This is a genomic window from Dyadobacter sp. HNCC25DJ183 (genome assembly GCF_056895175.1).
Genome location: NZ_JBXHAP010000007.1, coordinates 317,000 through 343,836, shown reverse-complemented (window position 1 = coordinate 343,836; position 26,837 = coordinate 317,000). Strand labels below are relative to the sequence as shown.

The window sequence follows — 26,837 nt, the reverse complement described above, 5'->3', positions numbered from 1 at the left end:
AGACACGTACCTTCGAGCGCCTACCGCCTTGTCAAACTGAGCGGACCAGGCCGCTGGGCGGTCGAAGTTTAGCTCAACTGGTTCAGCGCCCCTACAAACGCTTTCATTTCATCCATTGTACCGAGACTCACGCGGCACCATGGTTTGTTCTGGATATCGAATGCGCGGACTGCGACGCCTTTTGCATTCAGTTTCGTTAACAGCTCTTTTCCGGGGATCGTAACCGGGAACAACACGAAGTTGGTGTAGGAAGGAATGTATTTGTATCCCATTTTATCCAGGTTTTCGTAGAGGTACAGTTTTGCTTCGTGGTTGAGCTTGCGCGTGTTGCCCTGGAAATCCTTGTCGTCGAGACTGGCAGAAGCAGCGAAGATCGAAGTGTACGATATTCCCATTCCGCCGCGGGTGATCTTGTTGATGCTTTCCAGGTAAGACGGAAGTGCCACCATATAACCCACGCGAATACCTGCCATTCCCATAATTTTGGAGAAAGTACGGGCCACGATCACATTTTTCTTTTGAGTAAGCAGGGATACCATGCTTTGCGTGTCTGCACCTACTGCCAGCTCAATGTAAGCTTCGTCTACAAATACAGGTACTTTTTCGGATACGCGTGAACAGAAATCAAGCAGGTCCTGACCTTTCGTGATCGCGCCGGTGGGGTTGTTTGGGTTGCAAACGTACACCAGCTTGGTTTCGCTGTCGATTGCTGCTTCCATTGCTTTCAGGTCGTGTGACCAGTCTGCTGTACAAGGAACCGGCTTCCAGGTTGCGCCTACTGACTTAGCCACCTGTACAAGCGACATATAGCAGGGGTCAGCCGAAACGATGTTTCCTTTTCCATTCATGAATGTAACCAGCGCCACTTTTTCCAAAAGGTCCGACGAGCCCGGTCCCATCATAATGTGGTCCGCAGATACACCTTCTTTCTTGGCAATTTTATCTACCAGGTCGTACATTTCTTTCCATGCATAACGGTTACCGTTTTTCACAGAATCCGCAACAGCCTTTTGTGCTGACATCGGCGGCCCATAAGGGTTTTCGTTTGCATTCAGTTTTGCTACGATCTTCGGTGCTTTGAAATCAGCTGGTAAAAAATGTTCTCTTACCATTGGGCTTCGGTAAATGCGGTTTTCCGGATCCAAAGACAATGGTGAGTTAGCAAAAGCTCCCATGCTCAGATGCGGAGCCAGGGTCATACCTCCGATTGCCATTAAACCGGATTTAAGTAGATTCCGACGGTCCATTTTGTGGTTCATTGTTCAACAGTTTAGTAAGATTCGTGACGATAAGTATATTGTAATTTAATAAAAATTCAAGTGAATGTGATTGCGATAACTAAATAATGCAGATCAAACCTTCGTATAATTCGAATATTGCAGTTAATTCTTTGTTACAGCCATTTGTGAGGTTCTGGTGAATGCGATCCCCTTATGGGTACCTGTCCAGCTTAGCTTGATAATGTCATCTTTCCGCTGGATCCTGTTCCCGGTAAGTCCCAAAGCTTTGTAGGTGGTCTTTAATGTAACCACTCCATTTGCGTCAGATGTAACCTCGCCCAAAACGCCGGCCGCCTTAAATGTTTCGGCGGTAAAGTTGTAGGTGACACCCTTGTAATCGACTTTGCCCGGTTTGACAGTTTTAGTAAGGTCGAAAGAAACCTTCATCGCAATGTTCGGCACCGGAATGGAATCAATCCCTTTGGTGTGGTCCAGGATGTTCGTTTTGTCAAGTTCGAGGAGGCGGGAAGTCAGTACCAGTTCCTGCATGGAACTGTCGTAAGCTACCGAGGGAGTACTTGCAAGCGGCGCTCCAAACGGTGCACCTACTATATCCACCAGCACCGGCGCTACATTCCTGTCGAGGAAGGGGTCTTCTTCCTTACAAGAGGTAAGTCCTAATGCGGCAGTAACAAGCAGACAAAGTCCGGGGAGAAAAGTCTTGATATTGTTCATGATTTCTGATGTCTTGAATGGATAAAATCGGCTGTCTATTTCTCGGCCCACCAAAGTTTTGTTTTCATATCATCGGCGCCTCCATTTAGATTTACACCATCGGATACCGACTTCTGGTTCAGAGAGTATTCGGAAGCAGGATAGTTGAAGCGGGTTGGCAGAACACCGTTATTGTTTAATACCGCTCTCGGGTCTGGCGCAGGGAATACCGGCAAGCCCGTTCTCCGCCATTCAATCCAGGCCTCTACGCCCTGCCCGAACAATGAAATCCATTTTTGTTCAAGTATCTTTTCTTTGCTGGCCGCACCTGCTTTGGCAAAATAGCCGGCAGGAGGAGTAAGTCCGTATTGTGCAAATGAAGCTGTGATCCCTTCTTCGTAAAGCGTCTGCGCATTGGCTGTGATATCACCGTCAACCGCCGCTTCTGCAAGGATAAACTTCAATTCTGCCAGCGTCATAATCACCTCAGGCGCAGCTGCGTCAGTGAAAGCCTTGCCGATGGTTGCACTCGAAGACAGGTAGTTAGTCGCGATCGCATCCGGTAACCCATTTGGGTGGCCCTGGTAAATGCCGTCTTTGTTTGGGTTGGCGTAAACGGTAATGCGCGTGTCGCCCAGCTCGTTCATCTTGTCGGCCAGCGTTTTGCTGATGTTCCAGTCGGTACGACCGCCCTGTATCAGGATCTGGTTCCATTCATTGTTGCTTGGAAGTACCGTGGTGCATTTCAGCGAAGCATTGTCTGCATTGCTCGTAAACAGGGGATACTTGGTTGCATCTGCCAGGATTTCAGCCATAATCGCCTTTGATTCTGCCGGTTTCTTGGCTGCCTGGCGGTTGGCCAGGCGCAGCCGGAGCGAGTTGGCAAACTTCTTCCATTTCAGAATGTCGCCACCGTAAAGGATATCACCTGCAATCGCCGGTCCGCCTACTACCAGCTTTTCGTTCGCCATTTTCAGGTCGTTCAGCAAACCTGCATATACAGCTTCCATTGAATCATACTTCGGTGTATAAATCGGCTCAGTTGCTGTTCCTTTGATCGCGTCGCTGTAAGGGATTGCACCGTACATATCCGTGAGCAATGAAAAAACCCAGCTGCGCATCACTAGCGCCACACCTTCGTAATTGCTGTTCGGAGTAGCTGATTCTGCGTTGGTTTGTGTGATAATGCGCTGGAAATTCAGCAAACCATCGTTGAAGAAGCCTTTCCAGTTATTGGAGAGCAGGGCAGGAGAAACCGTGTAATCGTCGCCTTCGTTACTGTAAATGTTACGGGTCAAATGTTGCACATACAGCTCGGCAGCATCAATGTTGATCCGTTCAAACCGTTCTCTGTGTCCCCAGTAGCGGTCAATGGAAGTTTCAATGCCTTGGGGAAGCAGGTATTGTGGCCCAATCGCCGTGGGGCTGTTGGGACTGGTATTCATTTCGTCAAAATCCTTGGTGCAGCTGGTCGCCGTAAGAATCCCCGCGAGGGCTGTCATCCAGATATTTCTATGAGTCAGTATGTTTTTCATTTCAAAAATCTTTAATGTCCCTGAATAGCTTGCTGGATCAAAACGAGAGTGAAAGGTTGGCGCCTATGCTGCGTGAGCTTGGCAATTCACCGTAACCAAAACCTTGTCCGTTGGCACCTTTTGCGTCAATTTCCGGATCGATGTGCGGCGTATTCTTGAATATCATCCACACGTTACGTCCTACCACCGATAATTTAGCCGACTGGATTTTTACTTTTTTCAGGATCGAAGCGCTGAAAGTGTAGCCCAGAGACAATTCGCGAAGCTTTACATAGCTGGCATCGAAAATGGCCGATTCGTGGTAGTTACGAGGGTTGCTGTATCCGTAAAGCTGATTTGCAGTTACGATCACGTCATTTGGAACATACGATTTGGAACCATCGGCAGCAGTTAGTTCACGTACACCTTTGCCGATTACACCTTCCTCGCGGCCCAATGCAGTTTCAGCATACTGACCAGTCCAGCGCGCGGTGCCAGTACCTTCGTCATAAATATCACCACCCATACGTACATCCACCAATGCGCTCAGCGAGAAGCCTTTGAAGTTCAATGTGTTCTGCATGCCGCCGATCCAGTCAGGCTGAATGTTGCCAAGTCTCTGGCCGCCAGCAGTGATCGGCAGCCCGTTGGCGCCGTACACCACCTGTCCATTGTATTTCTGGAAACCTACACCGTAGAAGGTACCGTAAGGCTGGCCTACCCGGGCCTCGGAAGACATACCGCGCTGAGTTGTGAGCGTGTAAGTAGTAAGTCCTTCTGCAAGCTCCACCACCTTATTGCGGTTGCGGGCCCAGTTTAGCGAAACATCCCAGCTGAGCCCGTTCGGTAATTTCACTGGGGTGCCCGAAATGCTTATTTCGACTCCTTTGTTGGTGATTTTACCTGCATTCAGGATACGTGTATTGTACCCGCTTGCTTTGGAAATCTCTACGCCCAGGATCTGGTCTCTCGTGGTCTGGTCGTAATAGGTAACATCAAGTCCGATTTTTCCTTTGAAAAAACGCAGGTCTGCACCCAGTTCCAGACCGGTTGTGATTTCAGGTTTTAGCGTAGAATTCGCGATCTCAATGTTCTCTGCAAACTTGGCAACCGATCCGTTCCAAGGACCTTTCGACTGGAACGTTTGTGCAAGCTGGTAAGGACTGGCGTCGTTACCTACCTGTGCATAGCTCGCGCGGATCTTGCCGAAAGAGAAAACATTTCCTTTTAAATCCAGCAATTCGGTAATCACCGCACTTACAGAAGCAGAAGGGTAGAAGTAGGAGCGTGCATTGGAAGGCAATGTGCTCGACCAGTCGTTACGGGCAGTCAAGTCGAGGAACAATGCGTCTTTCCATGAGAAATTGGCAGTTCCAAACAAGCTTTGCGTTTCCGATTCCCTGATCTCGCTTTCAATGCTGTTCTGGCTGGCCACCGAGTTTCCTGCATTATAAAGTCCGTCCACCACCAGTTCGCCAACATAGAAGTAGTTTCTTTTGTAATAATTTTTACGCTGGATACCTCCGAACTGCACATTCATCCCAAAGTCAGATGTCAGGTCTTTGTTGAAAGTGAGCATGAAATCCGAGTTGGTTTCCTGGCTCCTCAGTACTTCCTCAGAGTAGCGGCCCGGCGTGCGTACCCCATTCCTGACGCGCAGGAAGTTGGATACATTGATCCGGGTATCATTCCAGTAATCTGTTCCGGTCCGCACCAGAATGCTCAGCGAAGGAAGGATTTTATAGTTCAATGCGATATTGCCGAGCAGACGGTCCTTTTCATTGCCGGACGGCAGGTTTTTCTGGGAGAAATATGGGTTTGTAAAAAACGTGTGCTGCCAGTGAGGAGGATCGGTGTCTCCGGCGCGCTGGTTATGAACGTCGGTATAGCTTTCATAGTCACGCAGCTGATCCCACGAAACGTGGCGGTGCGACCAGATAAATTCCTGTCCGCCCGTGTAGCTGCGGTTGTCAGAGCCCGACTTAATGTACTCACCGGAAAGGGTTACGCTCAGGTTTTTTGTCAGATTGTAGCCGGAGTTGATACGGAAGTTATTCCGGTGGAAATCATTGTAGTACATGATCCCTTTCTGATCCACGCGGCTTAGTCCCAGGCGAAAGTAACCTTTGTCGTTCCCGCCATTCAATGCAATGCTGTTGGTGATGGTCTGGCCTGTTTGCCAGTATTCATCCCAGTTATTAGGCTGAGGAGTCAGTGGTGCAACATCGTCACCAGTCCACCACTGTCTCACCAGGCGTCCGTCCATCGGAGCTCCCCAGCTTTCGTCTGTACCTTCTGATCCCGCGAGTGGATATCTCGCGTCGTACACGGCACGGTATTGCGCTATTTGGTTAGCATCGGAGATAGTACCGCTCCAACCGTCATTGTACCAGGTGCGGTAGCCATTTCCGCCACCGTATGTATTTTGAAAATCAGGCTTGATCCACGGACGTTCAAATGTGATGTTGGAGTTAATATCAACACCCAATCCCTTAGTTCCCTGGCCCGTTTTCGTTGTAATCAAAATTACGCCGTTTGCTGCGCGCGATCCGTACAATGCAGCTGCATTAGGTCCTTTCAAAACAGACATTTCCTTAATGTTGTCGGGGTTTACTTCCGAAATCCCGCCGCCATAGGTTTTGTTGGCAGTTTGTTCCATAGGCACACCGTCGATAACGATCAGCGGCTGATTATTTCCTGAAACGGAAGAGGCGCCGCGTATCTGGATGGTGGAGCCGCTTCCCGGTCCGCCATTTGATTGAATCCTTACACCCGCGATTTTACCGGATAATGCATTGGCTACGTTGGTTGAGCGCGACTCGGTGAGTGCACTTCCTTTTACTTCCTGTACTGTATATCCCAGCGCCTTTTTCTCGCGCTCGATACCGAATGCGGTTACAACTACCTCGGATAATTGTCTGGTGTCAGATTCAAGTTTGATATCGAATTCGGTCTGGTTACCGATCGGCAGCTCCTTGATCAGAAAACCTACGTAGGAGATCACGAGTATTCCATCGCCAGGCACTGAAAAAGAGAATTTGCCGTCTGCATCTGCATTGGTACCCACATTGGTCCCTTTATAAATGACAGAAGCCCCGGCGAGTCCAAGGCCATCTTCGGCTGCCGTGATCTTTCCACTGACTTGCCTGACCTGGGCGAAAGCAAGCGGAGAGCAAAGGCATACCCATAACAATAAGAGCAGAGCTTTACGCATAGGAGTGTTAGGTTAAATGGTGAGTTGGTGTTCAGCAGGAGAAAAAAGTTATGGCTGTGTGGTGTCCACACTGCCGTGCGCCGCACACACTTTCGCGTGGACAGAACAACACAGCCATAAGCTTGCAACACTGCTTTTCCGGAAAGCAATACCCTCTTTAATCGAGGACAGGCAGGTAAGAATGCAAAGGGAAAAGCATAGTGCTACTCCTGGCAGTGTGCCTGTCCACGTTGTCCTGGGAAAATAAGTATTAAAAAAATTATATTATGTTGGTTGTGAACATCCCTGAAAAGATTACAGATAATCCCTTCGGTTCGTGGTATGTTCTTCTCTCAACAATCAGACATATTCATGTGCGGCTCGAATATGCCTTCGGCTTAGAAGTTCAGTCATTCGTTTAACGACTTCTCAAATATACTGACAATGTGAAAAGATGCAAGAGATTAGATTAAAAATGTCGACTTTTTTGCAATAAAAATTGGTCATTTAAAATCTATATAAAATCCTTTTGTAATAATCTGATAAAAAATTTCAATAAACCTGCTTTTGAGGATTATCTACCATTTTACTAGGTTATTTTTGTCTATAATACTTCCTAAATAGCTATTGTATAGATGTTTATAGGTTTAGAATTGAATTCTGTCTTGTGACAAATGGTTACTTTTAAGGAAATGCCGGTTAAAAATGTTTTCTTAGGTCAGGGACAAAAAAAATAAGGCTCCGGATAGAAGCCTTATTTGTATAAACCAGGAATAATTATATTTAAGCGTCAATGTACCGTTTCAATATCGGCCTGTACGAATCCACCCGTCGGTCGCGTAGGAATGGCCAGGTAGTACGGTAATGGTCGAGCTTTTGGAGATCAAGTTCCTGTACATGTGTAACTTCCTCTTCATGCGGCGCCAGGTATATCAATCTTCCATGCGGATTTGCGATGAATGAACCTCCCCAGAACTGCTGGTCTGCTTCGCGGCCGACGCGGTTCACCGACACTACGTAAACGCCATTTGCGACAGCGTGTCCGCGCTGGATAGTCTGCCAGGCTCCGTACTGTTCCTCATTGGTAGCCGGGTCGGTTTCGTTGGTATCCCAGCCAATTGCGGTAGGGTAGAAAAGGATTTCCGCGCCCATTAAACTTGTAATCCGCGCTGCTTCGGGGTACCATTGGTCCCAGCAGATCAGCACACCGATTTTCGCAAATTTTGTTTCAAAAATCCGGTAACCGTCTTTGTCACCTTGCTCCTGCGGATCGCCGGTAGGTGCATCTCCGGGTGTGAAATAGAACTTCTCGTAATAACCGGGATCGTCGGGAATGTGCATTTTGCGATATTTCCCCAGGTAAGCACCGTCTGCATCGAGTACGGCAGTGGTATTATGGTACAAGCCGTGCGCACGTTTCTCGAATAGTGATGCGATAATCACAACCCCCAGTTCTTTGGCAAGTGCACCGAGCTCTATGGTAGAAGGTCCGGGAATTGCCTCGGCTAATGCGAAATTTCCATGGTCCTCGACATCGCAGAAATAAAGGGATTTGAAAAGCTCCTGCAGGCAGATAATGTTAGCGCCTTTTGCGGCAGCCTCGCGGATTTTTACAGTTGCTTTCTGAAAATTGGCTTCAACATCAGCGGTACAGCTCATTTGTACCAAACCTATGTTTACTTTTTTTGTCATGAATCTGGGTTGGTGGATTTGCCTTTAATTGATCAGGGAAATTAACACTATTTTTCAGGCGGTAGTTCTTTGATCGGGAAAGAGAATGAAATCTCGTTCATGCATTTGAAGTGTTTCTGCGGACATGATTTGTAGCCGATCTTGGAACAGGGACGACAGCTCAGTCCTTTTCTTTCCAAAACTTCAAATGTGGTTTTGTAAGGATACATGCCAAATTCGGGGACTGTATTGCCCCAGATCGAGTACACTTTTTTCCTGAATGCAGCCGCTACGTGCATTAAGCCGGTATCGTGGGAAAAAACGATTTTTGCCTGGCGGATCAGTGAAGCCGACTGGTTAAAATTGTATTTGCCGCAGCTGTTGAAGATCAGTCCGCCGGGTAATGCGTTTGTTATTTTTTCACCATTGTCAAAATCCTCGGGGCCGCCGAGAAGAATGGTCGGGTAGTTGATCTTTTTACAAAGTTCAATCATTCGCTCAACCGGTAACTTCTTGGTACCATGCTGACCACCGATCGCGTAGGCGACAAACCCGTTTTGATGCGCGGCGGGCAGCCACCCGGTTTCTACGTGGTCTTTATAGGGAATGAAATAATCGAGCCCCTCGCCGTCGTTTACTACTCCAAAACCTTTAATAGTATCCATATTCCTGTCCACAATATGTACATCGGGCAGGTAATTGATCTTGAATTGCGTGAGCAGCCACTTTTGCACATTCAGTTTCTTGAAGCTGACAGACGGAATGCCCAGTGCAAACTTGATACGCAGCGTGCGGACATTATGATGAAGATCAATCAGGTAGTCGAAATTCTCGGCTTTGAGTTGTGCGAGCAATTCCTTCGTGTTCTTTTCCAGCAGCCAGATTTTGTCAATATAAGGATTGTCCCGTAACAGGAACTCGAACTTGCTTTTGGTAAAATAATGGATCTCAGCGCCGGGATATTGCTTTTTCAAACACCTCACTACCGGAGTTGTCAGGATAATATCTCCGATTGAAGAGAAGCGTAAAATCAGGAATTTGGCAGGTTTATTCACTTTGAAGTTCTTGGCGTTGCTGATTGGGGAGGAGATTGGCCGGCCGGCGGTGCTTCCAGCGGCGGTGACTCCACAACCAGTTATCCGGCTGTGCAATGATATCTTCTTCCAAATGCTGGATCTGACTTTGCAGGATCGCATTGGTCGGTTCCAGCCTCGGAGTTTCTGTAATCAGTTTAAAGCTGGCCTTGTAAAAGCCCCTTTTCGTCCGGCTTTTGGCGATTCCCATATACAAAACTGGCGCATTCAGCCTGCGCGCGATCAGTTCACCGCCTCGAAAAAAGCCAGTGTCCTGATGCAGGAACGTAGTCCAGTACGCTTTTTCCGGAACAGGGGACTGATCATTGATCAGTACAAAAAGAAATGGTTTGTCGCGCGGTTCAAGTGCTTTGCTGATCGCGTCTTTCATAGGTACCATTTCTGTCCCGAAACGCGTGCGGAAACTGCGGAACCAGTCATCGAAAACGTCGTTGGCAAGCTCGTGGTAAACGACAATGATCTGGTAGGATAGTTTGGCGGAGGCAAACAGATTGAGCATTTCCCAGTTGCCGAGGTGACCAGCCATGACCACCACATTTTGTCCTTTTTCATGATAGTGGTCGAGGATCGGCATTTCAAGATCAAACCTTTCCAGTAAGTCTTCCCTGGAAATGGATATCATCTTGATCGTTTCAAAAATAATGTCGGTGAAGTTCTTGTAGTAGCGTTTGGCAATTGTCTGGATCTCAGGGTCGCTATATGTAGGAAAACTGTTCTTTAAATTACTGATAATTACATTTTTGCGGTAGTTGCCCACATTGAATATCAGGTAGCGGAATATGTCGGAAAGTTTATATAACTTCTTCCAGGAAAGCCTCGAAATCGCAGTAAGAAATGATAGAAGGAGCCTGGTAGAAAATGTCTTCATTACTAAATCCTTTCAAAAAGAAGCATTCTACAAAAAAAATAGTTCCGGTCAAACTATGAAAGGAAATGCTGGCTGATTTAGGCAAAGGGAGGGATGTTGAGGCCACGACAGTAGCGCGCTCAATGGTTGGCTTTGTTGACAAATTTTATTAGATTCACTCTTTCAAACACCTGCATGAACTCATTTGGAAGGATTATTTGACATCAAAAATGATCGCCGCCTAAGCGTGTACTTGTACAGGATGGGGTTCGGTATGTGGATGCTGTACCTGGTCCTGGGTGCACCTGCATTGCATACCTATATGCAATACCGGCAGGATTGCGGGTTACTTTCCTTCGCATTCATGATCTTCGGTTTTACAGCTGCGATGGTCTACGATTACTTTCACCATCACGATCAGTATGAGATCAAAAAGAAGTGGCTATTTGTCAGCTATCTGATCCTGGCGGGCATTATCTATTTTCTTGAATTTCACCAGAAAGGGAGAGTAGTTGACCTTCACTGGCTGATCCGGCTGCTCTGATACTTAGTTTGCGACAGAGCTGCTTTTCTGCATCATTTCCTTTACTTTTTGAATAGACAAATCAGGTAAAGCGGCTACTTTTCCAATCACCATAATAGCCGGGGAGCCAATTTCGCTTACTTTCGAAAGCGGCAGAATATTGCTGATTTTTCCTGTTACCACCTTCTGGTTTTCCAGCGTACCATTCTGGATGATCGCTATCGGCTCGTCCATTTTGTTCAAACCTGAATACATTTCAACGATCTCTTCCAGTTTGTGAAGTCCCATTAAAACTACAACAGTGGCGGAAGATTGGGCGGCCAGATGCAGGTCTTTCGATAGCTCGTGGGCTTTGGTAGTGCCTGTTATCACCCAAAAACTCTCACTTACACCCCGAGAGGTCAGCGGGATACCCGCCAACGCAGGAACAGCATAACTGCTGGAAATACCGGGAATGATCTCTGATTCGATACCATGTTCCGCAGCAAAAACAACTTCTTCGTAGCCGCGGCCAAAAATAAAGGAATCACCCCCTTTGAGTCGCACAACAGCTCCGTATTGTTTGGCTTTTTCAACGATCAGATCATTGATCTCATCCTGTCCGCAGCTGGTTTTGCCAAAGCGTTTTCCAACGAGAATTTTAACACATTCGTCGGGGCAATAATCAAGAAGTGAGGGGTGAGCAAGGGAATCGTACAACACGACTTTGGCTTTTTGCAGCGCCTTAACTCCCTTTAAGGTGATCAGATCCGGATCTCCCGGCCCTGCACCGATTAATGTAAGTTTCATATCTGAGTAACTTCGGCTGTCGGCTATCAGTTATCGGCTGTCAGATTCAGGCGTTATGCTGAAAGCTGACAGCCAATTGCCGACGTTCCATTAACTATCTTTTCCAAACGAAAGCTCCTGCAATACAGGTTCGCCTGTTTCGGCGAGCTGGCTTTCGCGGGTATCTCTTACGAAATCGAGGAATTGCGCGGCAGTACTGATAAAATATGTTGCAAATTCCTGTGTAGGCTCAAACTTATTAATGCTGAAAGCCAATGATTTGAATGGAGTTTCCGCTTTTTCTGGCAGCTGGAACTCAGCAGGAGTTTCATACTTGAAATCCTGTCCGAAATGTGTTTCAAAATCGTTGACAATACCATATTGTGTATTGGTATTGACATCCTTCGTCATCAACAATCCCTTAGCACCAGTGATAAGCACGTTATATGCATGGTAAATGGCATCTGCCCAAATACCGGATTCAAAATTCTCTTTTGCAAGATTCAGTTTTTCCTGACCTTCGGTGATCGTCGTAGCAACCAGGTCAACCAGTACGCTCGCACATTCACCAACACCAATCTCCGTTTTAAACAGTTCATCATGATCCCAGTCACGATAATCATCATCCTGCAAGGTTGACAGGTCAGCGAGTGGTTTCAGGAGTTGGAAAAAGTAATTCTTGGTCTGGCGCTGGTAGTATTGATTATAATACTCACCATCAAAAGCATTTGCCTCGTAATCATTAAAAAGCAGCCTTAAAGCTTCCGGTCCGCGTTTGGTAGGAACTTTAATCACCTTGTCGCCGATCAGTCCAACACCGTCGCCTGTAAAGCCGCCGCCAAGTAGTACCTGCAATGCAGGAAGTACCAGCTTGCCGTTCTTAATCGAGCTTCCGTGGAAACCGATATTACATGCATTGTGCTGACCGCAACCATTCATACAGCCGCTGATCTTGATCTTGATATCCTGATTGTAGATCATCTCAGGATATTCGTCGCGCATTACATCTTCCAGTACACGGGTAATTCCGTAGCTGCTGGAAATCGCCAGGTTACAGGTATCCGTTCCAGGGCAGGTAGTAATGTCCATGGTACTGTCGAAACCAGGCGTAACCAGGCCAAGCTTAGCCAGTTCGTGGTAAATCGCTACCAGATCTTCGCCTTTCACAAAGCGCAGAATGTATCCCTGGTTAACAGTCACGCGGATATCATCGGCTGCGTACTTGCGTACAACATCCGCCAGGCTACGGGCAATATTGGAGTTCATATCTCCCAGCAATACCCTCAGTTGTACCGCATACCAGCCTTTTTGTTTTTGTTCAAAAGTGTTGGTGCGCAGCCATTTTGTGAAAATATCCAGCTTATCGGATTCAATGCTTTCAGCGGCGATTTTGAGGATCTCAGCTTCGCTCAGTGAAGGACGTGGCGCGTAAGTAATGGATTCAATTTCCTTGGTTCCAAAAAGATCCTCAGGAATTGTAAAGACCTTGTTTTTAAGCGCTACTCGCTGCTCTTCCACACGCGCCATCATTTCTTCCAGACCCAGGTCATTTAAAAGAAACTTCATACGTGCCTTGTGGCGACGTACGCGCTCTCCATAGCGGTCAAAAACGCGGAGTAATGCTTCTATAAAAGGAATAACATCTTTTTCTTCCAGGAATTCGAAAGCGGTCTGTGCCGAAAAAGGCTGCGCGCCCAGGCCGCCGCCGATCAGCACTTTAAATCCTTTTACAGATTCTCCGGCTTCGTTCACACCCATTTTAGCGATCAAACCCACATCGTGAATGAATGCAAGGGCAGAGTCTTTCTCAGAAGATGAAACCGCAATCTTGAATTTCCGGCCCATGTCCTGGTTAATAGGATTACGGAGGAAATATTGAAAAATCGAATGCGTAAGCGGCGTTACGTCAAATGGTTCGTCAGGATCAATTCCCGCGATAGAAGATGCAGTAACATTGCGAATGGTATTACCACAAGCCTCTTTCAAGGTAATTCCGGCATCTTCCAGGTCTGCCCACAATTGAGGTGAATCCGCCAGTTTTACAAAGTGCAGCTGGATATCCTGGCGCGTGGTAGCATGAAGGTTTCCGGTTGCGAACTTGTCGGAGGTATCTGCAATGCGAACGAGCTGGTCTGCGGTAATGCGCCCGTAAGGTAGTTTGATACGGATCATTTGCACACCAGGCTGGCGCTGACCGTATACACCGCGTGTCAGACGAAATTTACGGAATGCTTCTTCCGGTGTTTCGCCCGTATTAAACGCATTGATTTTGTTGTTCAAATCAATGATATCACGCTTTGCAACGGCGGATACTTTGTCAGAAATCAATATTTCGCTCATGGTATATATTCTTTTCTTCTATCGGAATAGTATATTGTTTGTGTGTGTGTGTTGCCTTTCAGGGTATTAATTGGTTGCGCTGAGCAACTTGTCATGCTGAGCGCACCGGGCCGCCGGGCAATTGCAGCATTATTCTATCATACAAGCCCCCACAGTCACATTTGATGTCTCGTCAATCAGAATTGCTGCGCCGTTTGCGCGGTTTTTCTGATAGGGATCGTAAGCAATAGGCTGGGCTGTTCTTAATATAATTCTTGCAACGTCGTTCAGTTTCAAGCTGTCAACTTCGTCGATCTTTTCGTAAGAGTTGATATCAATTTGATATTCAATGTCACGGATCGAGCAGCGGGATCGGGCAGTACCGTGTTGTAAGATGTATTTGCTTCCTGCTTTCAGCGGCTTTCTGTCGTCCATCCAGCAAACCAAGGCTTCAATGTCCTGACTTACGATAGGAGCGTTGTTCAATGAAACAATGGTATCGCCGCGGCTGATATCTATGTCGTCTTCAAGCAATATCGTTACCGATTCTAGAACAGAGGCTTCTTCTATTTCGTTTCCGCCAAATTCGATTTTAGCGATTTTAGATTCTTGCTCAGAAGGCAAAACTTTGATCAGATCACCCTTTTTAAAGCTGCCACTCTGTACCCGCCCTGCATAGCCGCGGTAATCATGCAGCTCGTCGGTTTGCGGACGAATTACATATTGTACCGCAAATCGGCCATCTTCCAGATTCTGGTCTTTCAGCACATTGACATTTTCCAGAACCGAAAGCAATGTCTCACCGGTGTACCAGTTCATGCTGGTGGATCTGTCTACAATATTATCGCCGTTCAATGCACTTACCGGAATGATCGTCAGGTCTTTGATAGCGAGTTTCTGCGCTAGTTCCTGATAAGATTTAGCAATTTCCAGGAATGCATCTTCCGAGTTCCCAACCAGGTCCATTTTGTTAACTGCCACAATTACGTGCGGAATCCCGAGCATGGAAGCGATCAGCGAATGTCTGCGGGTTTGTTCCACTACACCGTGACGCGCGTCAACCAGAATGATAGCCAGGTCTGCATTCGATGCGCCGGTTACCATATTTCGGGTATACTGAATATGCCCAGGTGCGTCAATACTGATAAACTTGCGGTTTGGAGTCTGAAAATATTTGTAGGCTACATCAATGGTAATCCCCTGCTCACGCTCAGACCGAAGTCCGTCCGTAAGTAAAGCCAAGTCAATTTCACCTGCATTCCGGGTCTTACTGGCGCGTTCGATGGCTTCCATCTGATCGGCCAGGATATTTTTTGTATCAAAAAGCAAGCGGCCGATCAAAGTACTTTTTCCATCGTCAACCGATCCTGCTGTTATAAATCTTAGTAAATCCACTTGAAATCTGTTTAAAGTCTATGAGTTTATAGTTTATGAGTTCAGAGTTTACGAGAAAACTTTAAACTCATAAACTCCTAAGCTTTAAACTGCTTTAAAAATATCCCCCCTTTTTTCTATCTTCCATTGCCGCTTCGGTTTGTTGGTCGTCAATGCGGGTTTCGCCTCTTTCACTGATCCTCGAAACTGTAATTTCAGCAATTACTTCATCCAGGGTTGCTGCGCTTGATTCAACGGCTGCTGTACAGGTCATATCACCCACAGTCCGGAAACGGACCTGGCGCGTAACGATCTGATCTTCCGGGTCGCTTTCGATCACCGGCGTGTGGTTGAGCAGTTTGCCGTCGCGTAAAATCAACTCTCTTTCGTGGGCAAAATAAATAGATGGTAGTGCGATACCTTCTCTTTTCAGGTAAGCCCATACATCCAGCTCGGTCCAGTTCGAAATCGGGAAAACGCGCACGTTTTCGCCTTTCTGTATTCTTCCGTTAAACAGGTTCCACAATTCAGGGCGCTGACGTTTCGGGTCCCACTGACCGAATTCGTCGCGGAAAGAGAAAATACGTTCTTTTGCGCGTGCTTTTTCTTCATCCCGGCGCGCGCCGCCAATGCAAGCGTCAAATTCAAATTCTTCAATCGTGTCCAGCAAAGTAAAAGTTTGCAGCCAGTTACGACTTGCATTCTTACCAGTCTGTTCTTTCAGCCCTTTCGCTTTGATCGTATCTTCCACATATCTCACAATCAGCTTCGCGCCGATCTTTTCAGCAAGCTCATCTCGGTATTCAATTGCTTCAATGAAATTATGTCCGGTATCCACGTGTACCAGCGGAAACGGGATTTTACCGGGCGCAAATGCTTTTTGGGCAAGATGGACGAGCGTGATAGAATCCTTTCCACCTGAAAAAAGCAGTGCAGGGCGCTCAAACTGTCCCGCTACCTCACGCATAATGTAAATGGCTTCTGCTTCAAGCTGATCCAGGTAATCCGGCGCTTTCTTTTCCGCTCCTACCGAAGCCTCATTGACTGAAATTGACATGGTTGTTTAATTTTTCTTGCAAGAATTATTTGGCAATCGGCTTTCGGTAATCGTCCGTCGGCTTAAAGCCTCAAAATTATTTATAGATCGCGGAAGCAAAGTTCGATTGCCGGCAGCTGATTGCCGACGGCTAGCGCACTATTTCGCATGCAGCCCGCATTCTTTCTTTGATTCATCTTCCCACCACCAGCGACCGGCGCGGAAATCTTCGCCTTCCTGGATCGCTCTTGTACAGGGTGCGCAGCCGATACTTACAAAACCTTTGTCGTGCAGCGGATTGTAAGGGATACCATTTGATTTTACGTAATGTTTTACCTCTTCAAAATTCCAGTTCAGGATAGGATGGAACTTTACCAGCTGATGCGCCTCGTCCCATTCCAGCTGCGGCATGTCGTGGCGATTGCCCGATTGTTCCGCCCGGATACCTGTAACCCATATCTTAGCGCCTTTAAGTGCACGGTTCAAAGGCTCTACCTTGCGGATAAAGCAGCATTCTTTTCTGTTTTCAACGGAGTCGTAAAAGCTTAGCGGGCCTTTTGTGCTCACCAGCTCTTCTGCTGCGGCTGTCTGCGGATAATATACTTTGATCTTCGTGTCATACCGGTTATTAGTTTTTTGCAGCGTCATATAAGTCTCGCTGAAAAGCCGGCCCGTATCCAGTGTGAAAATCGTGATGTTCAGGTTGTTCTTTAAGATCAAATCAGTAATAACCTGATCCTCATAGCCCAGACTGGTCGAAAACACAACTTCGCCCGGGAACAAGTCAGCCAATACAGCCAGCGACTCAATTTCGCTTTTCCCGGCAATAGCAGCATTTAATGATGATATTATTGTCTCGTTCATGGTGATTTATTAATTCAAATCGAAACGGGTGACGTTTAAAAATTCTTTATTCAAATGATCAAAGTCTTTATCCGTCGTTACTAATGTTGCACTCAAAACACTCGCCGTCGCAGCAATCCACAAGTCATTTTTGCCCATGTTTCTGGCTGAGCATTTTAGCGGTTTTTTCGGCAATCTGTCTTGACTGAAAGCGTCAATTTCTGCGTACCGTTGTATTATTGGCTTTTTTAGTTCCTTTATAATCAGCACAGATTCTTCAATAGAATTCAATGCTTTCATTTTTTGCTCACCCCAGTTATTTTGAATTCCGATAGACGTTAACTCTGCCATGCAAACTGCCGAAGTAAACATTTGACTCACGCCTCCTTCATCTTCAAAGTACTTTTGTAATGTGTTAACCAGATTGTGTTTTCGTAAATAAGCAAGCAAAATGTTGGTGTCAAGGAAGTATCTCATTTATTAAGCTGAGAAAGTAAAAGCTCAAATGGTTCTTGTATGTCCATTTTATCAGCAAGCTTTTTCATTCTTTCCTCGTCAAAACCCTTATAACTCTGCTCCTGTTTTATGCTTTCGATCCATTCTACTGTTGATGTGTATTCCGTGGTTGGTTCGAGCAGTTCCTTTGCAGGATCACCCTCCGGCAATGAATAATAAGACAGATCATTCAATGAAACGTCTGCAAGATCTGCTGCCTGCTTCGCATCGAGTGCTCCCTTTTTAAACAGCTGTACTGCAATTGAAAGCAGCACTTCTTTTTTCTCAAATTGATCTGGAATTTCAATTGTTAATGTGTGCATGATCTAGCTGTTTTTAAGTGATTACTACTCCAATATACCACTTTTAACCGACACCTCAACCGCCTGGGTGAAGTCTTCGATCAGGTCTTCAATGTCTTCCAAACCTACTGAGATACGGATCAGACCAGGGGTGATACCCAATGCTTTTTTCTCCTCCGGCTTCAATTTCGCGTGGGTTGTTGTGTTTGGATTCGTTACGATCGTTCTGGTATCTCCCAGGTTTGATGATAGCGAAGCAATTTCAAGTGCGTCCATGAATGCGGCGACCCTTTCAAATCCACCTTCCAGTTCAATGGTCACAACCGCGCCGCCTGCTTTCATTTGCTGCTTTGCCAGTTCATGCTGCGGGTGAGAAGCCAGGAAAGGATATTTCACCTGCTTCACGTCCGGGTGTTTTTCCAAAGCTGTCGCAAGCTGCAATGCATTGGCCGCGTGTTTTTCCATTCTCAGGTTCAGCGTTTCAAGACTCTTGCTCAAAACCCAGGCGTTAAACGGAGACATTGACGGGCCAGTCTGGCGACAGAAAAACCGCAATTCTTTGATATATTCTTTTTTTCCAACAACAATTCCACCCAATACACGGCCTTGTCCATCCATGAATTTCGTAGCCGAATGCAAAACGAGGTCAGCACCGTAATCCGCGGGGGTTTGCAAAGCGGGTGAGGCAAAGCAGTTATCTACATTAAAAATGATATTGTGCTTCTTGCAAATGCGGCCGATCATCGCCAGATCTACCAGGTCCAAACCGGGGTTAGAAGGTGTTTCCAGGTAAATCATGCGCGTATTAGGCTGAACCGCGGCTTCCCATTCAGCTTCTGTTGCGTCTGCATCCAGGTAAGTATGCGTAATGCCCCATTTGCTCAGGATTTGGGTAATTACCTGATGCGCTGAACCAAACAATGCACGACAAGCCAGAATATGGTCGCCCGTTTTCAACAAAGCCGCCATACTCGCAAACACAGCCGCCATTCCGGTTGCAGTCGCAACGCCGTCTTCACAATCTTCCAGGAGGCACACTTTGTCTACAAATTCCTGTACACTCGGATTAGAAAAACGGCTGTAAATATTACCTTCTTCTGTTTCCTCAAAGAGCGCTTTTCCCTGTTCGGCACTTTCAAAAGTGAAGCTGCTAGTCAGGAAGAGCGGAGTGGAATGCTCGCGGTACTTCGTTTTGCCCGTTTGCGTGCGGATTGCTTTGGTTTGTTTTTTCATTGGAAGCTGTTGGCTTTTAGCATTTAGCTATTAGCTTTTTGGCTGTTAGCAGTTAGCTTGTAGCTCTTTACTTTAAATTATTTGTAAAACTATCGATGGTCGTCCCTTATAACTTACCTAATCCTTTCCTTCCTCCTCCATTCTCCCTTTCCTCCCTAAAAAGCTAAAAGCTAATTGCTAACAGCTAACAGCTTTTAGCTAAAAAATAACCATATAAATTATCCTCAAACTCACAATAATAACAATGGTACCTACCATGATCATCATTGTTTTGATCGGTAGTCTGCGTGAAAGGTTGGCGGCGATTGGGGCGGCTACCATTCCGCCTAGTATCAATCCCAGGACGACCTGCCAATGCGAAAAACCGATGATGCTGATGAATGTGATCGAACTGGCAAGCGAAACGAAAAATTCAGCCATGTTAACCGAGCCGATGGTATACTTTGGATGACGTCCGCGGGCGATCAGCGTGGAGGTTACGATTGGTCCCCAGCCGCCGCCGCCTATTGAATCGAGCGTTCCGCCGGCCATTGCAAGCCAGCCAATTTTCCGGATCGGCTTTTTTTCGACACGCTTTTTTAACGCTTTCTGAACGATAAGAATTCCCAGTATCAGCGTGTAAACTGCCACCAATGGCTTGATAATGTAGATATATTGTTCGAGTGAAGACAGTAGGTAAGCACCCGTAATCGCGCCGAGGACGCCGGGGAACAGGATCTTTTTGAAAAGTTTGCTGTTTACATTGCCGAATTTCAGGTGCATGTACCCCGAAACCCCGCTGGTGAATATCTCAGAACTGTGCACACTCGCACTCACAGCCGAAGGTGGTACGCCCAAAGTCAGCAGAAACGTAGCCGCTGTCACGCCATACGCCATTCCCAGTGCGCCGTCGATCATCTGCGCGACAAACCCGCCGAGTACATAGTAGAAAAAATTCTCATTTACTTCCAGCTCATTCCAGAGCACGGTAAGGCGATCGTAGGTGAAAAATGTAAATAACAGATGCCCGAGCACCATTAATGCAATCGCAGAGAAAATATTGACAGCTACTTCGGTCCGGGTACGTTTGCGGACAGTCGCTGCCCATACTTTTTGCTGGATCGTTTCCCAGGTAAGGGGAGTGCGTGCCGGATGAATGTGCGGATTTGCAGTTGTTTCAGAAGTGGTATTTGCGAGAGGCTTGTTGAAAGGCAGGTCCGATTCACCCGGCAAGTCGGGCAGGTAAACAACCTGACCTTTTTCCCGTGCAATCGCAGCCAGCCGGCGATCTTCATCAGGATTTCCGCTCGCGATGTAAGCTACGTCGAGTGATTCCCAGTCGTTTGCTGCGTTGGTATCAGATGAGGGTGTAAAATCCGCCGCTTCCTTCAAAGTCTATTAACTATACTATTCTTATAGAGTAATTTAAGCATGCAAAGTTAATTTCATTTTGTTAATTATCAAAGACAGGTTTCAAGCAGCTGCTTTACAAACCTGTCTTTGACTTGAAGGGACTGTGTGTCGTGCAAAATTCTTCGGCTGATCGCCTCAGTAGCAGCGTATTTCGAAAAGTGCAGCTGGAATGTCCGGGTTTTTGCTAACGATATTTAGTTTCAACGATCTTGTACTAACCGGCTTTTCAAGCCTGATGCGCCGCCTGGTCTGGTGGTTTTCGCTGATGCTGCCAATTACATTTCCCTGATCATCCAAGAGTTCGAGCGCTGTTACGCAGAAAGGCATTACATTTTCCGGGTGAACATAAATCACGTTTTCCATTGGATGATCTGAATCCGTATCAAAAACAAGATCTATCTGGTTGATGCTGACTGCTTCATTCCAATTAATTGTCACAGATGGAGCCTCGTCTTCCAGTGCGGATACCCACGCATTAGGCGCGGCTATCGGTCGGTGCAGTCCGTTTTTCAGGTTTTCTGTTCCAAATGCATTGAGGCGCCCGCCAAGCTGAAATGCGAGGTTTTTTCCCTCAGGTCTTCGTTGCGGACACCAGAATTCAAAGGTATCTACCCCCAGATCTTCGGTCGGCTCCTGTTTTCCGTAGTTTGAAACAGCAGGATTGGTCGCATTGAAAACTGTTAAAACGCCCGTTACTCGCTTGTCGCTGTATTGTATTTTGACTTTTTCGTTCTTCAAAAAACAAACAAAAGCGTAGCATTCTTCGTCGAACGAAGCGTCCCAATCGAGCTGGATTTCCTGCCTTCCCTGATTTAATGTCAGCGATTTTCTTTCGATTGTCACATCAGGAGTGTGATTGAATGCCTTGCTGCTTTTGCGCAACTCTACTTCCAAAGTGGTATTTTCCAAAACATCAACCCAAACCTTCACAAATGGCATTTTACCCTGAACCGGCAACATTTGCGCTACTGAATGCACAATAAGGGACCAGTGATCCGAGCCGGGTAGTCCCGTAAGCCGCAGCTCTGATGAAGCTGAAATGCCGGAAGCTTTTTGAACCAGATCTTCATGATCGGAAATAGCTGTTTGCGGCAGATACTGTCCCGATCTCCAAAGTTCAAGCTGGTATTCTTTTAAATGCTGTTGGCCTATCTCGCGCGGCGTACAGCCGTACTTTTTTGCAAGCGCCGCCGCGATACCTACCGCCTGCCCGCCAACTGCACTCGTTGCCATTACCCGCGTCGAAGCAAATGCCACGTGCGTTGCGCTGATAATGCGGCCTGCTATAAAGAGGTTAGTGATATTCCGACTGTAATAGCATCTGTAAGGAATGCTGTAAACGCCTTTGCTATGCCACTGATTACAACCTGATTGGTCGCTGTAAACACCATCGGCCGGGTGCAGATCCAGGCTCCAACCGCCGAAAGCAGCTGTATCTTTAAATGTCGTTTGCTCAACAATATCCTGCTGTTTAAGCATGTAATCGCCTTCAAATCGCCTGCTTTCGCGCTTCCCCGGAATGGTACCCACCCATTCGAGCGTCATGTTCTCCGATTCGGGAAACTCGCCTGAATTTTTAATGTAATTCCACGCACCGTATACGACCTTCCAAAGCTCCCATTTGATTTTTTCCGTATCGTGTACCGTATCCATTCTTCCACCAAATTCCAGCCACCAGAGCCGGCAGCCAAAATCTTTGGGATTGAAGGTTTTATAGCGTGGAATTTCAGTAATATCCTGTAAAGCATAGGAGGGAGGAATGAACTTCACCGGCCGGCCCACATCTTTGGAATAAAAATACATGGAATGCCCCAGCAGCTCGCCGTAGGCTTTATCCGGCGCAAATTTCTCACCAAACTCCTCCATTGACTCAGCGCCCATTCTGAATGCAGCCCCGGCCAGAAAACCCAGGATTCCGTCGCCGGAAGCGTCACAAAATAGTGGAGCAGACACTTTGTATTTCGTGCTATTCTGACTGCAAAATGCATGTACTACCTCTATCTCGTCACTCTCATTTCCATTCCCTGTTTTTTTGTCCAGATCAAAAACCGCAGTATTGAGCAGCAGCGTGATATTGGTTTCCTGGATTACTTTTTCGAGCAAAACGGTATCGAAAATGAGCGGGTTACCATCAGGGTTCCGGTAGATATTTTCAAGCATAATTTCGTCAATTACGCCACCTTCGCGTGCCCAGCGGTTGTTGTTTCCCATGTGAGAGGTAGCGCCGAGTATCCACAGTCTTACTTCGCTGGAACAGTTTCCACCGAGCACCGGCCTGTCCTGGATCAACGTTACTTTCACACCCGCCCGCGCCGCAGTAATCGCCGCGCAGGTACCCGATAATCCTCCTCCTACAATCACCAGATCAGCCGCAGATTCAATGGTTTTCGGTGTTCTTTTCGCAGAAGCTTCTTCTTGTATCATTTTGTTAGATTTTTTACGTCACTGGTTCAAAGCGCGACGCTTATTCCAGTGCGAACTCAGCTTCCGTTGTCAGGAAACCCGTTGGTTTATAGATCGAGATATGTGTTTTTCCTTCAAATCCGCGGACGGGAACCAGTACTTCTTTGCTTTCTCCAGGGTTTAGTTCGGGGATGCTGACTTTTGTGTCCGAAGTTTTAATGTAGTAGCCGGATAGCTTGCGCGCAGGGAAATCAGCCCGGGCAGTAACTTTGATCGTCAATATGTTAGCTCCCAATCCACCAGACTGGTAACTCACTTTTTCAACGGTCACCGGCGACAGTTCTTCCTGGTGTACCTTGTAGGCAAGACGGGGAGAGCGGTCCGGCCCGACGATCCCCCATGGACGAAAACCATTTACATTGGTACCAAACAACTTGCTGCGATAATCATTGTAAGTCCACCAGGAGGTAGCCGCCACATAAGGTCTTTTGCGTACTTCGGCTATTACGTCCCGGATGTGCTGCGCCTGGTATTCCTCGCCGCCCTTTCCGTCGGAACGCGTGCCCCATTCGCTGATGAAAATTGGTTTGTCTGGATAGAGTTTGTGAATGTGATCGAGGGACCTGGCGTGACCGCCATAAGTATTGGTTGATACAAAATCAACATACTGACTGGCTTCATCCTCCGGTTTCGCAGGCAATGCATTCAGGCGCATCGAGGCGAAAGTGTAAAGGCGCGTCGGGTCCACTTCCCTGGCGAATGCAATCATATCTTTTGTCCAGCGCTGACCGGCGGGTTCTTCGGACAAATATTCATTACCGACGCTGTAAGCAATCACGCTCGGGTGGTTCCAGTCGCGCTCGGCCATTTCCCGGAATTGCGACCTGAAAGTGGCGCGCATGGAATCATTGTCCATTTGCTTGCCTGTCAGCTGCCAGTTACCCGCTTCTGTGATGATCAGCATACCGAATTTGTCGGCCAGGTCATAATAGTATTCGGCAGGTGTATAATGCGTAAGCCGCTGGAACTCCATACCGGCTTCTTTCATCAGACGGAAGTCTTTTTCAACCAGCCAGTCAGGCTCCATGGAGCCGAGGCCGGGATAATCCAGCACCCGGTTGCCGCCACCCACTTTCAGCGGCTTTCCATTTAAAAGGATCTGCGCATTACGGATTTCGAGTTTTCTGATGCCAAAATGGGATGCGATCGAGTCGGTACCTACTGTGGCTTTCAGTTCGTATAGATTTGGCTGGTCGAGGTCCCACAATTTCACCTGGGCGGCGGGAATGCTCGCTTCCGCTTCCATGAGCGCAGTTTGTCCGGCTGGAATGCTCGCCGGTTTTGTTTTCCATTTCAGTGTAACAGGTTTTTTATCCTGGAATACAGTGAATTCTGCTTTTGGCGAAACTGAATTTGCAGATGCATTTTTTACGCGAATCCGAGCAGTAATACTCGCGGTGTTTTTGGCAAGATCCGGTGTGGTTTCAATCTTGATATTTTCAGCATAAACCTCCGGCTCGATGGTGAGATAAACCGGGCGGATCAGCCCGCCGTAATTGACCCAGCCGACAAAAGAATCGTCCATTTTGTTATTATCCTTCACTCCGGGAATGGTGTTGGTTTTCCAGGTATTGTTGTTCACAGCTACCACCAGCTCGTTTCCACCGTCTTTCAGCAAATTTGTTACATCAAAGCTGAATGGGGTATAGCCACCTTCATGCTCCCCGACCTTTTGACCATTAAGCCAGACATTGGTCTTATAGTAAGCCGCAGCGAAATGCAGGATCACGCGTTTGCCCGAAGCAGGTTTCCATGGAAAAAACTTGCGGTACCAGGCGGTTCCTGTGTAAAATTCGTAGCGCGGGTCTGTCGAAAAACAATGCGGTACGGTCACCTTGTCCTGCCGTGCAGTTTTGGCGATCCCTTCTTTATACCATTGATTTGAGATCCCCAGCTCGGCCGGATCCAGTACAAACCACCAGTCGCCATTCAGCGAAATCGCACCAGGGTCTTTGATATGGTACTGCGCAAAGCTGCTTTGGGAAGCCCAGCAGATGATAATCAGGAGCAGCGCTCTAAATTTATTGTTCATAAAATGCGTTAAGGAATCAAATGGAAATAATTAATAGGTCATTCGTGCGGATGATTTTCTTGAACTGGTAGTAGCACGTCCACGCTGACTTTCCGCGACGCTACAAAGGGGATCAATGCTGAAAACAAGACCACAGTTGCGATGATGGCTGTGATCATTGCTCCGGAAGTGGTCAGAAGACTCAGGATAAAGAGCATAACCGCCGTGAAAAGCAGCGCGCCTGCAATGACTTGCAACCCAAACCTGTTTTGGCGCTTGATCTCGACCACTTCCTCTTCATTGATTTCCAATGCGTCAATACGCTTTTGTTCCTTAGTTTGGAGATACGTCAGGTATTCCTCGGCAAAGCGGTTTTTGGACCGTGCCCAAAGTTCATAAGCCAGCAAAAGCAGCAGCGGCAATCCCACACCCACGATCGTTTCCATTCCCCGCGATAGCTTGAAATCGAGCAGCAGCGGAGACAGGATTTTGAAAAACAGATTGACAAGAAGACCGATACCGGTAACCCAAAGCGTTGTTTTCGCATTCAGCCTTTTGGAGAACAAAGCCCAGAGCGGCGGCGCTAGCAGCGGTCCGCCGGAAATGGCAGAAATGCTCAAAACTACTTCCACAATGCCGCCAGCCGCCGGTACCAGCAACGCAATGCCGATCATACCCAAACCAAAAAACCAGGAAGAGCCCCGCGCAACACGGATCAGCTGCTTGTCAGAGGCCGCCGGGTTGACCATTCCTTTGTAGATATCATTGGTGAAGACCGCGGACACCACATTCAAAGCGGTGTTAGCACTCGCAGAAGTGGAGAAATACATGCCTGTCAGCATCAGGCCCAATAAACCGGGAGGTAACACTAGTTTGCAGATCATTAAATAGGCATTTTCAGTGTCCAACCCTGTCAATGCGGGATTGATTGCTTTGTAGATCATAGGGGGGAACATCCAGATCACCGGGCTGATCAGGTATAAGCCTGCAAAAAGAAGTGCGACTTTCCTGGCCGATTTCTCACTGTCGACGCTCGTATAACGCTGCACCATGGTCCAGTTCCCACCGATGTAGCAGATATGGTAAATGACAAATGCGAGGACAAAGCCGAAAGTGTATTCGCCATTTAGCAAATTGAAAAAATCGTCAGGAACATTTTGCGTAAAGCCTTCCCAGCCACCTACTTTTTCAAAAGACAAGGGAAGCAGAATGAACACTGCAGCAGATAACACCACAAACTGCAGAATGTCCGTCACCATCACCGCCCAAAGTCCGCCGACAGCCGTGTAAGCAATCATAAAAAGCCCCAATCCGATCGTACAAGGCACTAATGGAAGATCCAGCGAGGCACTCACAAGCCGGGCGACCGGGTATAAAACCGAGCCTTTGATAAAGACTGAAACCAGTGTAAAAATGAAGATATAAGTCTTCTGGACGGGCAAGCCAAGCCGCTCGCGGATGAATTCGGCGGCGGTGAGCGCACCTGTCCTTTTCCAGCGCGGCGCCAGGTAAAGTGCGGTAATCAACGCGCCAATGCACATCGTCCATTGAATGGTAATCGCCACCCAGCCGTGCTTATAGGCAATGGAGCCCCAGGCCACGAACGTCCCTGCCGAGAAAAAGCTCATAAACAAGGACAGCCCCCCGATAAACCAGGGAACTGCCTCCCCTCCGGCAAAAAAGGATTTCAGATTCCGTCCCGTCCGCGCAAAAAGCATCCCGATCCCGAGCACAAATGCGGAGAAGACAAGGATGACAATGGTATCAATGTTGTTGTTCATTTTGTTGTTATCCGTTGACTGAAGTCAACGAGTAGGGATTTTAA

Annotated in this window: 20 protein-coding genes; 1 reads left to right on the top strand and 19 read right to left on the bottom strand. The window is 47.3% G+C overall.

The annotated features are described in order from the left end of the window. Positions 1–68: 68 nt before the first annotated feature. From AC1XTG_RS19310 to AC1XTG_RS19280, 7 genes are all read right to left on the bottom strand, one after another. A complete protein-coding gene (locus AC1XTG_RS19310; protein WP_056285349.1) occupies positions 69–1,259 on the bottom strand; it encodes a pyridoxal phosphate-dependent aminotransferase in 1,191 nt (396 codons plus the stop codon). A 123-nt stretch (positions 1,260–1,382) separates the two neighbouring features. Next, positions 1,383–1,955: a hypothetical protein gene (locus AC1XTG_RS19305; protein ID WP_056285346.1), complete on the bottom strand. Its 573-nt coding sequence runs from the start codon at positions 1,953–1,955 to the stop codon at positions 1,383–1,385. A 35-nt stretch (positions 1,956–1,990) separates the two neighbouring features. Then, positions 1,991–3,469: a SusD/RagB family nutrient-binding outer membrane lipoprotein gene (locus tag AC1XTG_RS19300; protein WP_484843072.1), complete on the bottom strand. Its 1,479-nt coding sequence runs from the start codon at positions 3,467–3,469 to the stop codon at positions 1,991–1,993. Positions 3,470–3,506: 37 nt separating this feature from the next. Further along, positions 3,507–6,662, bottom strand: a complete 3,156-nt coding sequence (locus tag AC1XTG_RS19295; RefSeq protein WP_484843071.1) for a SusC/RagA family TonB-linked outer membrane protein — start codon at positions 6,660–6,662, stop codon at positions 3,507–3,509. A 762-nt stretch (positions 6,663–7,424) separates the two neighbouring features. After that, complete coding sequence (locus AC1XTG_RS19290) at positions 7,425–8,333, bottom strand: carbon-nitrogen hydrolase (RefSeq protein WP_056285338.1); 909 nt, start codon at positions 8,331–8,333, stop codon at positions 7,425–7,427. Between the two features lie 47 nt (positions 8,334–8,380). Then, positions 8,381–9,367: a glycosyltransferase family 9 protein gene (locus tag AC1XTG_RS19285; RefSeq protein ID WP_484843070.1), complete on the bottom strand. Its 987-nt coding sequence runs from the start codon at positions 9,365–9,367 to the stop codon at positions 8,381–8,383. Next, on the bottom strand, positions 9,360–10,274 hold the full coding sequence (locus AC1XTG_RS19280; RefSeq protein WP_484843069.1) for a lysophospholipid acyltransferase family protein: 915 nt from the start codon (positions 10,272–10,274) through the stop codon (positions 9,360–9,362). Before AC1XTG_RS19280 ends, AC1XTG_RS19285 begins: the two co-directional genes overlap by 8 nt. A gap of 253 nt (positions 10,275–10,527) precedes the next feature. Here AC1XTG_RS19280 and AC1XTG_RS19275 point away from each other — a divergent pair, with 253 nt between their 5' ends. Then, positions 10,528–10,797 (top strand): hypothetical protein, encoded by a 270-nt coding sequence (locus tag AC1XTG_RS19275; RefSeq protein WP_409012518.1) that lies wholly within the window; start codon positions 10,528–10,530, stop codon positions 10,795–10,797. A gap of 3 nt (positions 10,798–10,800) precedes the next feature. Here AC1XTG_RS19275 and cobA read toward each other — a convergent pair whose 3' ends face one another. The 12 genes from cobA to AC1XTG_RS19215 form a co-directional block, all read right to left on the bottom strand. Next, on the bottom strand, positions 10,801–11,565 hold the full coding sequence (cobA, locus tag AC1XTG_RS19270) for a uroporphyrinogen-III C-methyltransferase (protein WP_484843068.1): 765 nt from the start codon (positions 11,563–11,565) through the stop codon (positions 10,801–10,803). Between the two features lie 90 nt (positions 11,566–11,655). Then, positions 11,656–13,884, bottom strand: coding sequence for a HEPN domain-containing protein (locus AC1XTG_RS19265; RefSeq protein WP_484843067.1), 2,229 nt, complete (start codon positions 13,882–13,884; stop codon positions 11,656–11,658). Positions 13,885–14,013: 129 nt separating this feature from the next. Further along, positions 14,014–15,258 carry a sulfate adenylyltransferase subunit 1 gene (locus tag AC1XTG_RS19260; RefSeq protein WP_056285322.1) on the bottom strand — a complete coding sequence of 415 codons (1,245 nt, stop codon included), beginning with the start codon at positions 15,256–15,258 and terminating at the stop codon, positions 14,014–14,016. A 94-nt stretch (positions 15,259–15,352) separates the two neighbouring features. Next, positions 15,353–16,294: a sulfate adenylyltransferase subunit CysD gene (cysD, locus tag AC1XTG_RS19255; RefSeq protein ID WP_484843066.1), complete on the bottom strand. Its 942-nt coding sequence runs from the start codon at positions 16,292–16,294 to the stop codon at positions 15,353–15,355. Positions 16,295–16,432: 138 nt separating this feature from the next. Beyond that, entirely contained in the window at positions 16,433–17,137 is a 705-nt protein-coding gene (locus AC1XTG_RS19250) for a phosphoadenylyl-sulfate reductase (protein ID WP_056285315.1), read from the bottom strand. Between the two features lie 9 nt (positions 17,138–17,146). Further along, positions 17,147–17,593: a type II toxin-antitoxin system VapC family toxin gene (locus AC1XTG_RS19245; RefSeq protein WP_056285311.1), complete on the bottom strand. Its 447-nt coding sequence runs from the start codon at positions 17,591–17,593 to the stop codon at positions 17,147–17,149. Continuing rightward, positions 17,590–17,934: a hypothetical protein gene (locus AC1XTG_RS19240; RefSeq protein ID WP_484843065.1), complete on the bottom strand. Its 345-nt coding sequence runs from the start codon at positions 17,932–17,934 to the stop codon at positions 17,590–17,592. Before AC1XTG_RS19240 ends, AC1XTG_RS19245 begins: the two co-directional genes overlap by 4 nt. A 24-nt stretch (positions 17,935–17,958) precedes the next feature. After that, entirely contained in the window at positions 17,959–19,146 is a 1,188-nt protein-coding gene (locus AC1XTG_RS19235; protein ID WP_056285303.1) for a trans-sulfuration enzyme family protein, read from the bottom strand. Between the two features lie 198 nt (positions 19,147–19,344). Further along, positions 19,345–20,517, bottom strand: a complete 1,173-nt coding sequence (locus AC1XTG_RS19230; RefSeq protein ID WP_484843064.1) for a sulfite exporter TauE/SafE family protein — start codon at positions 20,515–20,517, stop codon at positions 19,345–19,347. 156 nt (positions 20,518–20,673) lie between these two features. Next, on the bottom strand, positions 20,674–22,962 hold the full coding sequence (locus tag AC1XTG_RS19225) for an FAD-dependent oxidoreductase (RefSeq protein ID WP_484843063.1): 2,289 nt from the start codon (positions 22,960–22,962) through the stop codon (positions 20,674–20,676). Between the two features lie 40 nt (positions 22,963–23,002). Further along, positions 23,003–25,033, bottom strand: coding sequence for a glycoside hydrolase family 2 protein (locus AC1XTG_RS19220; RefSeq protein WP_484843062.1), 2,031 nt, complete (start codon positions 25,031–25,033; stop codon positions 23,003–23,005). Between the two features lie 38 nt (positions 25,034–25,071). Continuing rightward, a complete protein-coding gene (locus AC1XTG_RS19215; protein ID WP_484843061.1) occupies positions 25,072–26,793 on the bottom strand; it encodes a sodium:solute symporter family protein in 1,722 nt (573 codons plus the stop codon). Positions 26,794–26,837 lie beyond the last annotated feature (44 nt).

Coding starts and splice junctions, on each gene's coding strand:
- AC1XTG_RS19215 (WP_484843061.1), bottom strand. CDS start 26,793: ATGAACAACAACATTGATACCATTGTCATCCTTGTCTTCTCCGCATTT.
- AC1XTG_RS19295 (WP_484843071.1), bottom strand. CDS start 6,662: ATGCGTAAAGCTCTGCTCTTATTGTTATGGGTATGCCTTTGCTCTCCG.
- cobA (WP_484843068.1), bottom strand. CDS start 11,565: ATGAAACTTACATTAATCGGTGCAGGGCCGGGAGATCCGGATCTGATC.
- AC1XTG_RS19310 (WP_056285349.1), bottom strand. CDS start 1,259: ATGAACCACAAAATGGACCGTCGGAATCTACTTAAATCCGGTTTAATG.
- AC1XTG_RS19275 (WP_409012518.1), top strand. CDS start 10,528: ATGTGGATGCTGTACCTGGTCCTGGGTGCACCTGCATTGCATACCTAT.
- AC1XTG_RS19265 (WP_484843067.1), bottom strand. CDS start 13,884: ATGAGCGAAATATTGATTTCTGACAAAGTATCCGCCGTTGCAAAGCGT.
- AC1XTG_RS19305 (WP_056285346.1), bottom strand. CDS start 1,955: ATGAACAATATCAAGACTTTTCTCCCCGGACTTTGTCTGCTTGTTACT.
- AC1XTG_RS19220 (WP_484843062.1), bottom strand. CDS start 25,033: ATGAACAATAAATTTAGAGCGCTGCTCCTGATTATCATCTGCTGGGCT.
- AC1XTG_RS19280 (WP_484843069.1), bottom strand. CDS start 10,274: ATGAAGACATTTTCTACCAGGCTCCTTCTATCATTTCTTACTGCGATT.
- AC1XTG_RS19300 (WP_484843072.1), bottom strand. CDS start 3,469: ATGAAAAACATACTGACTCATAGAAATATCTGGATGACAGCCCTCGCG.
- cysD (WP_484843066.1), bottom strand. CDS start 16,294: ATGTCAATTTCAGTCAATGAGGCTTCGGTAGGAGCGGAAAAGAAAGCG.
- AC1XTG_RS19250 (WP_056285315.1), bottom strand. CDS start 17,137: ATGAACGAGACAATAATATCATCATTAAATGCTGCTATTGCCGGGAAA.
- AC1XTG_RS19290 (WP_056285338.1), bottom strand. CDS start 8,333: ATGACAAAAAAAGTAAACATAGGTTTGGTACAAATGAGCTGTACCGCT.
- AC1XTG_RS19235 (WP_056285303.1), bottom strand. CDS start 19,146: ATGAAAAAACAAACCAAAGCAATCCGCACGCAAACGGGCAAAACGAAG.
- AC1XTG_RS19240 (WP_484843065.1), bottom strand. CDS start 17,934: ATGCACACATTAACAATTGAAATTCCAGATCAATTTGAGAAAAAAGAA.
- AC1XTG_RS19245 (WP_056285311.1), bottom strand. CDS start 17,593: ATGAGATACTTCCTTGACACCAACATTTTGCTTGCTTATTTACGAAAA.
- AC1XTG_RS19225 (WP_484843063.1), bottom strand. CDS start 22,962: ATGATACAAGAAGAAGCTTCTGCGAAAAGAACACCGAAAACCATTGAA.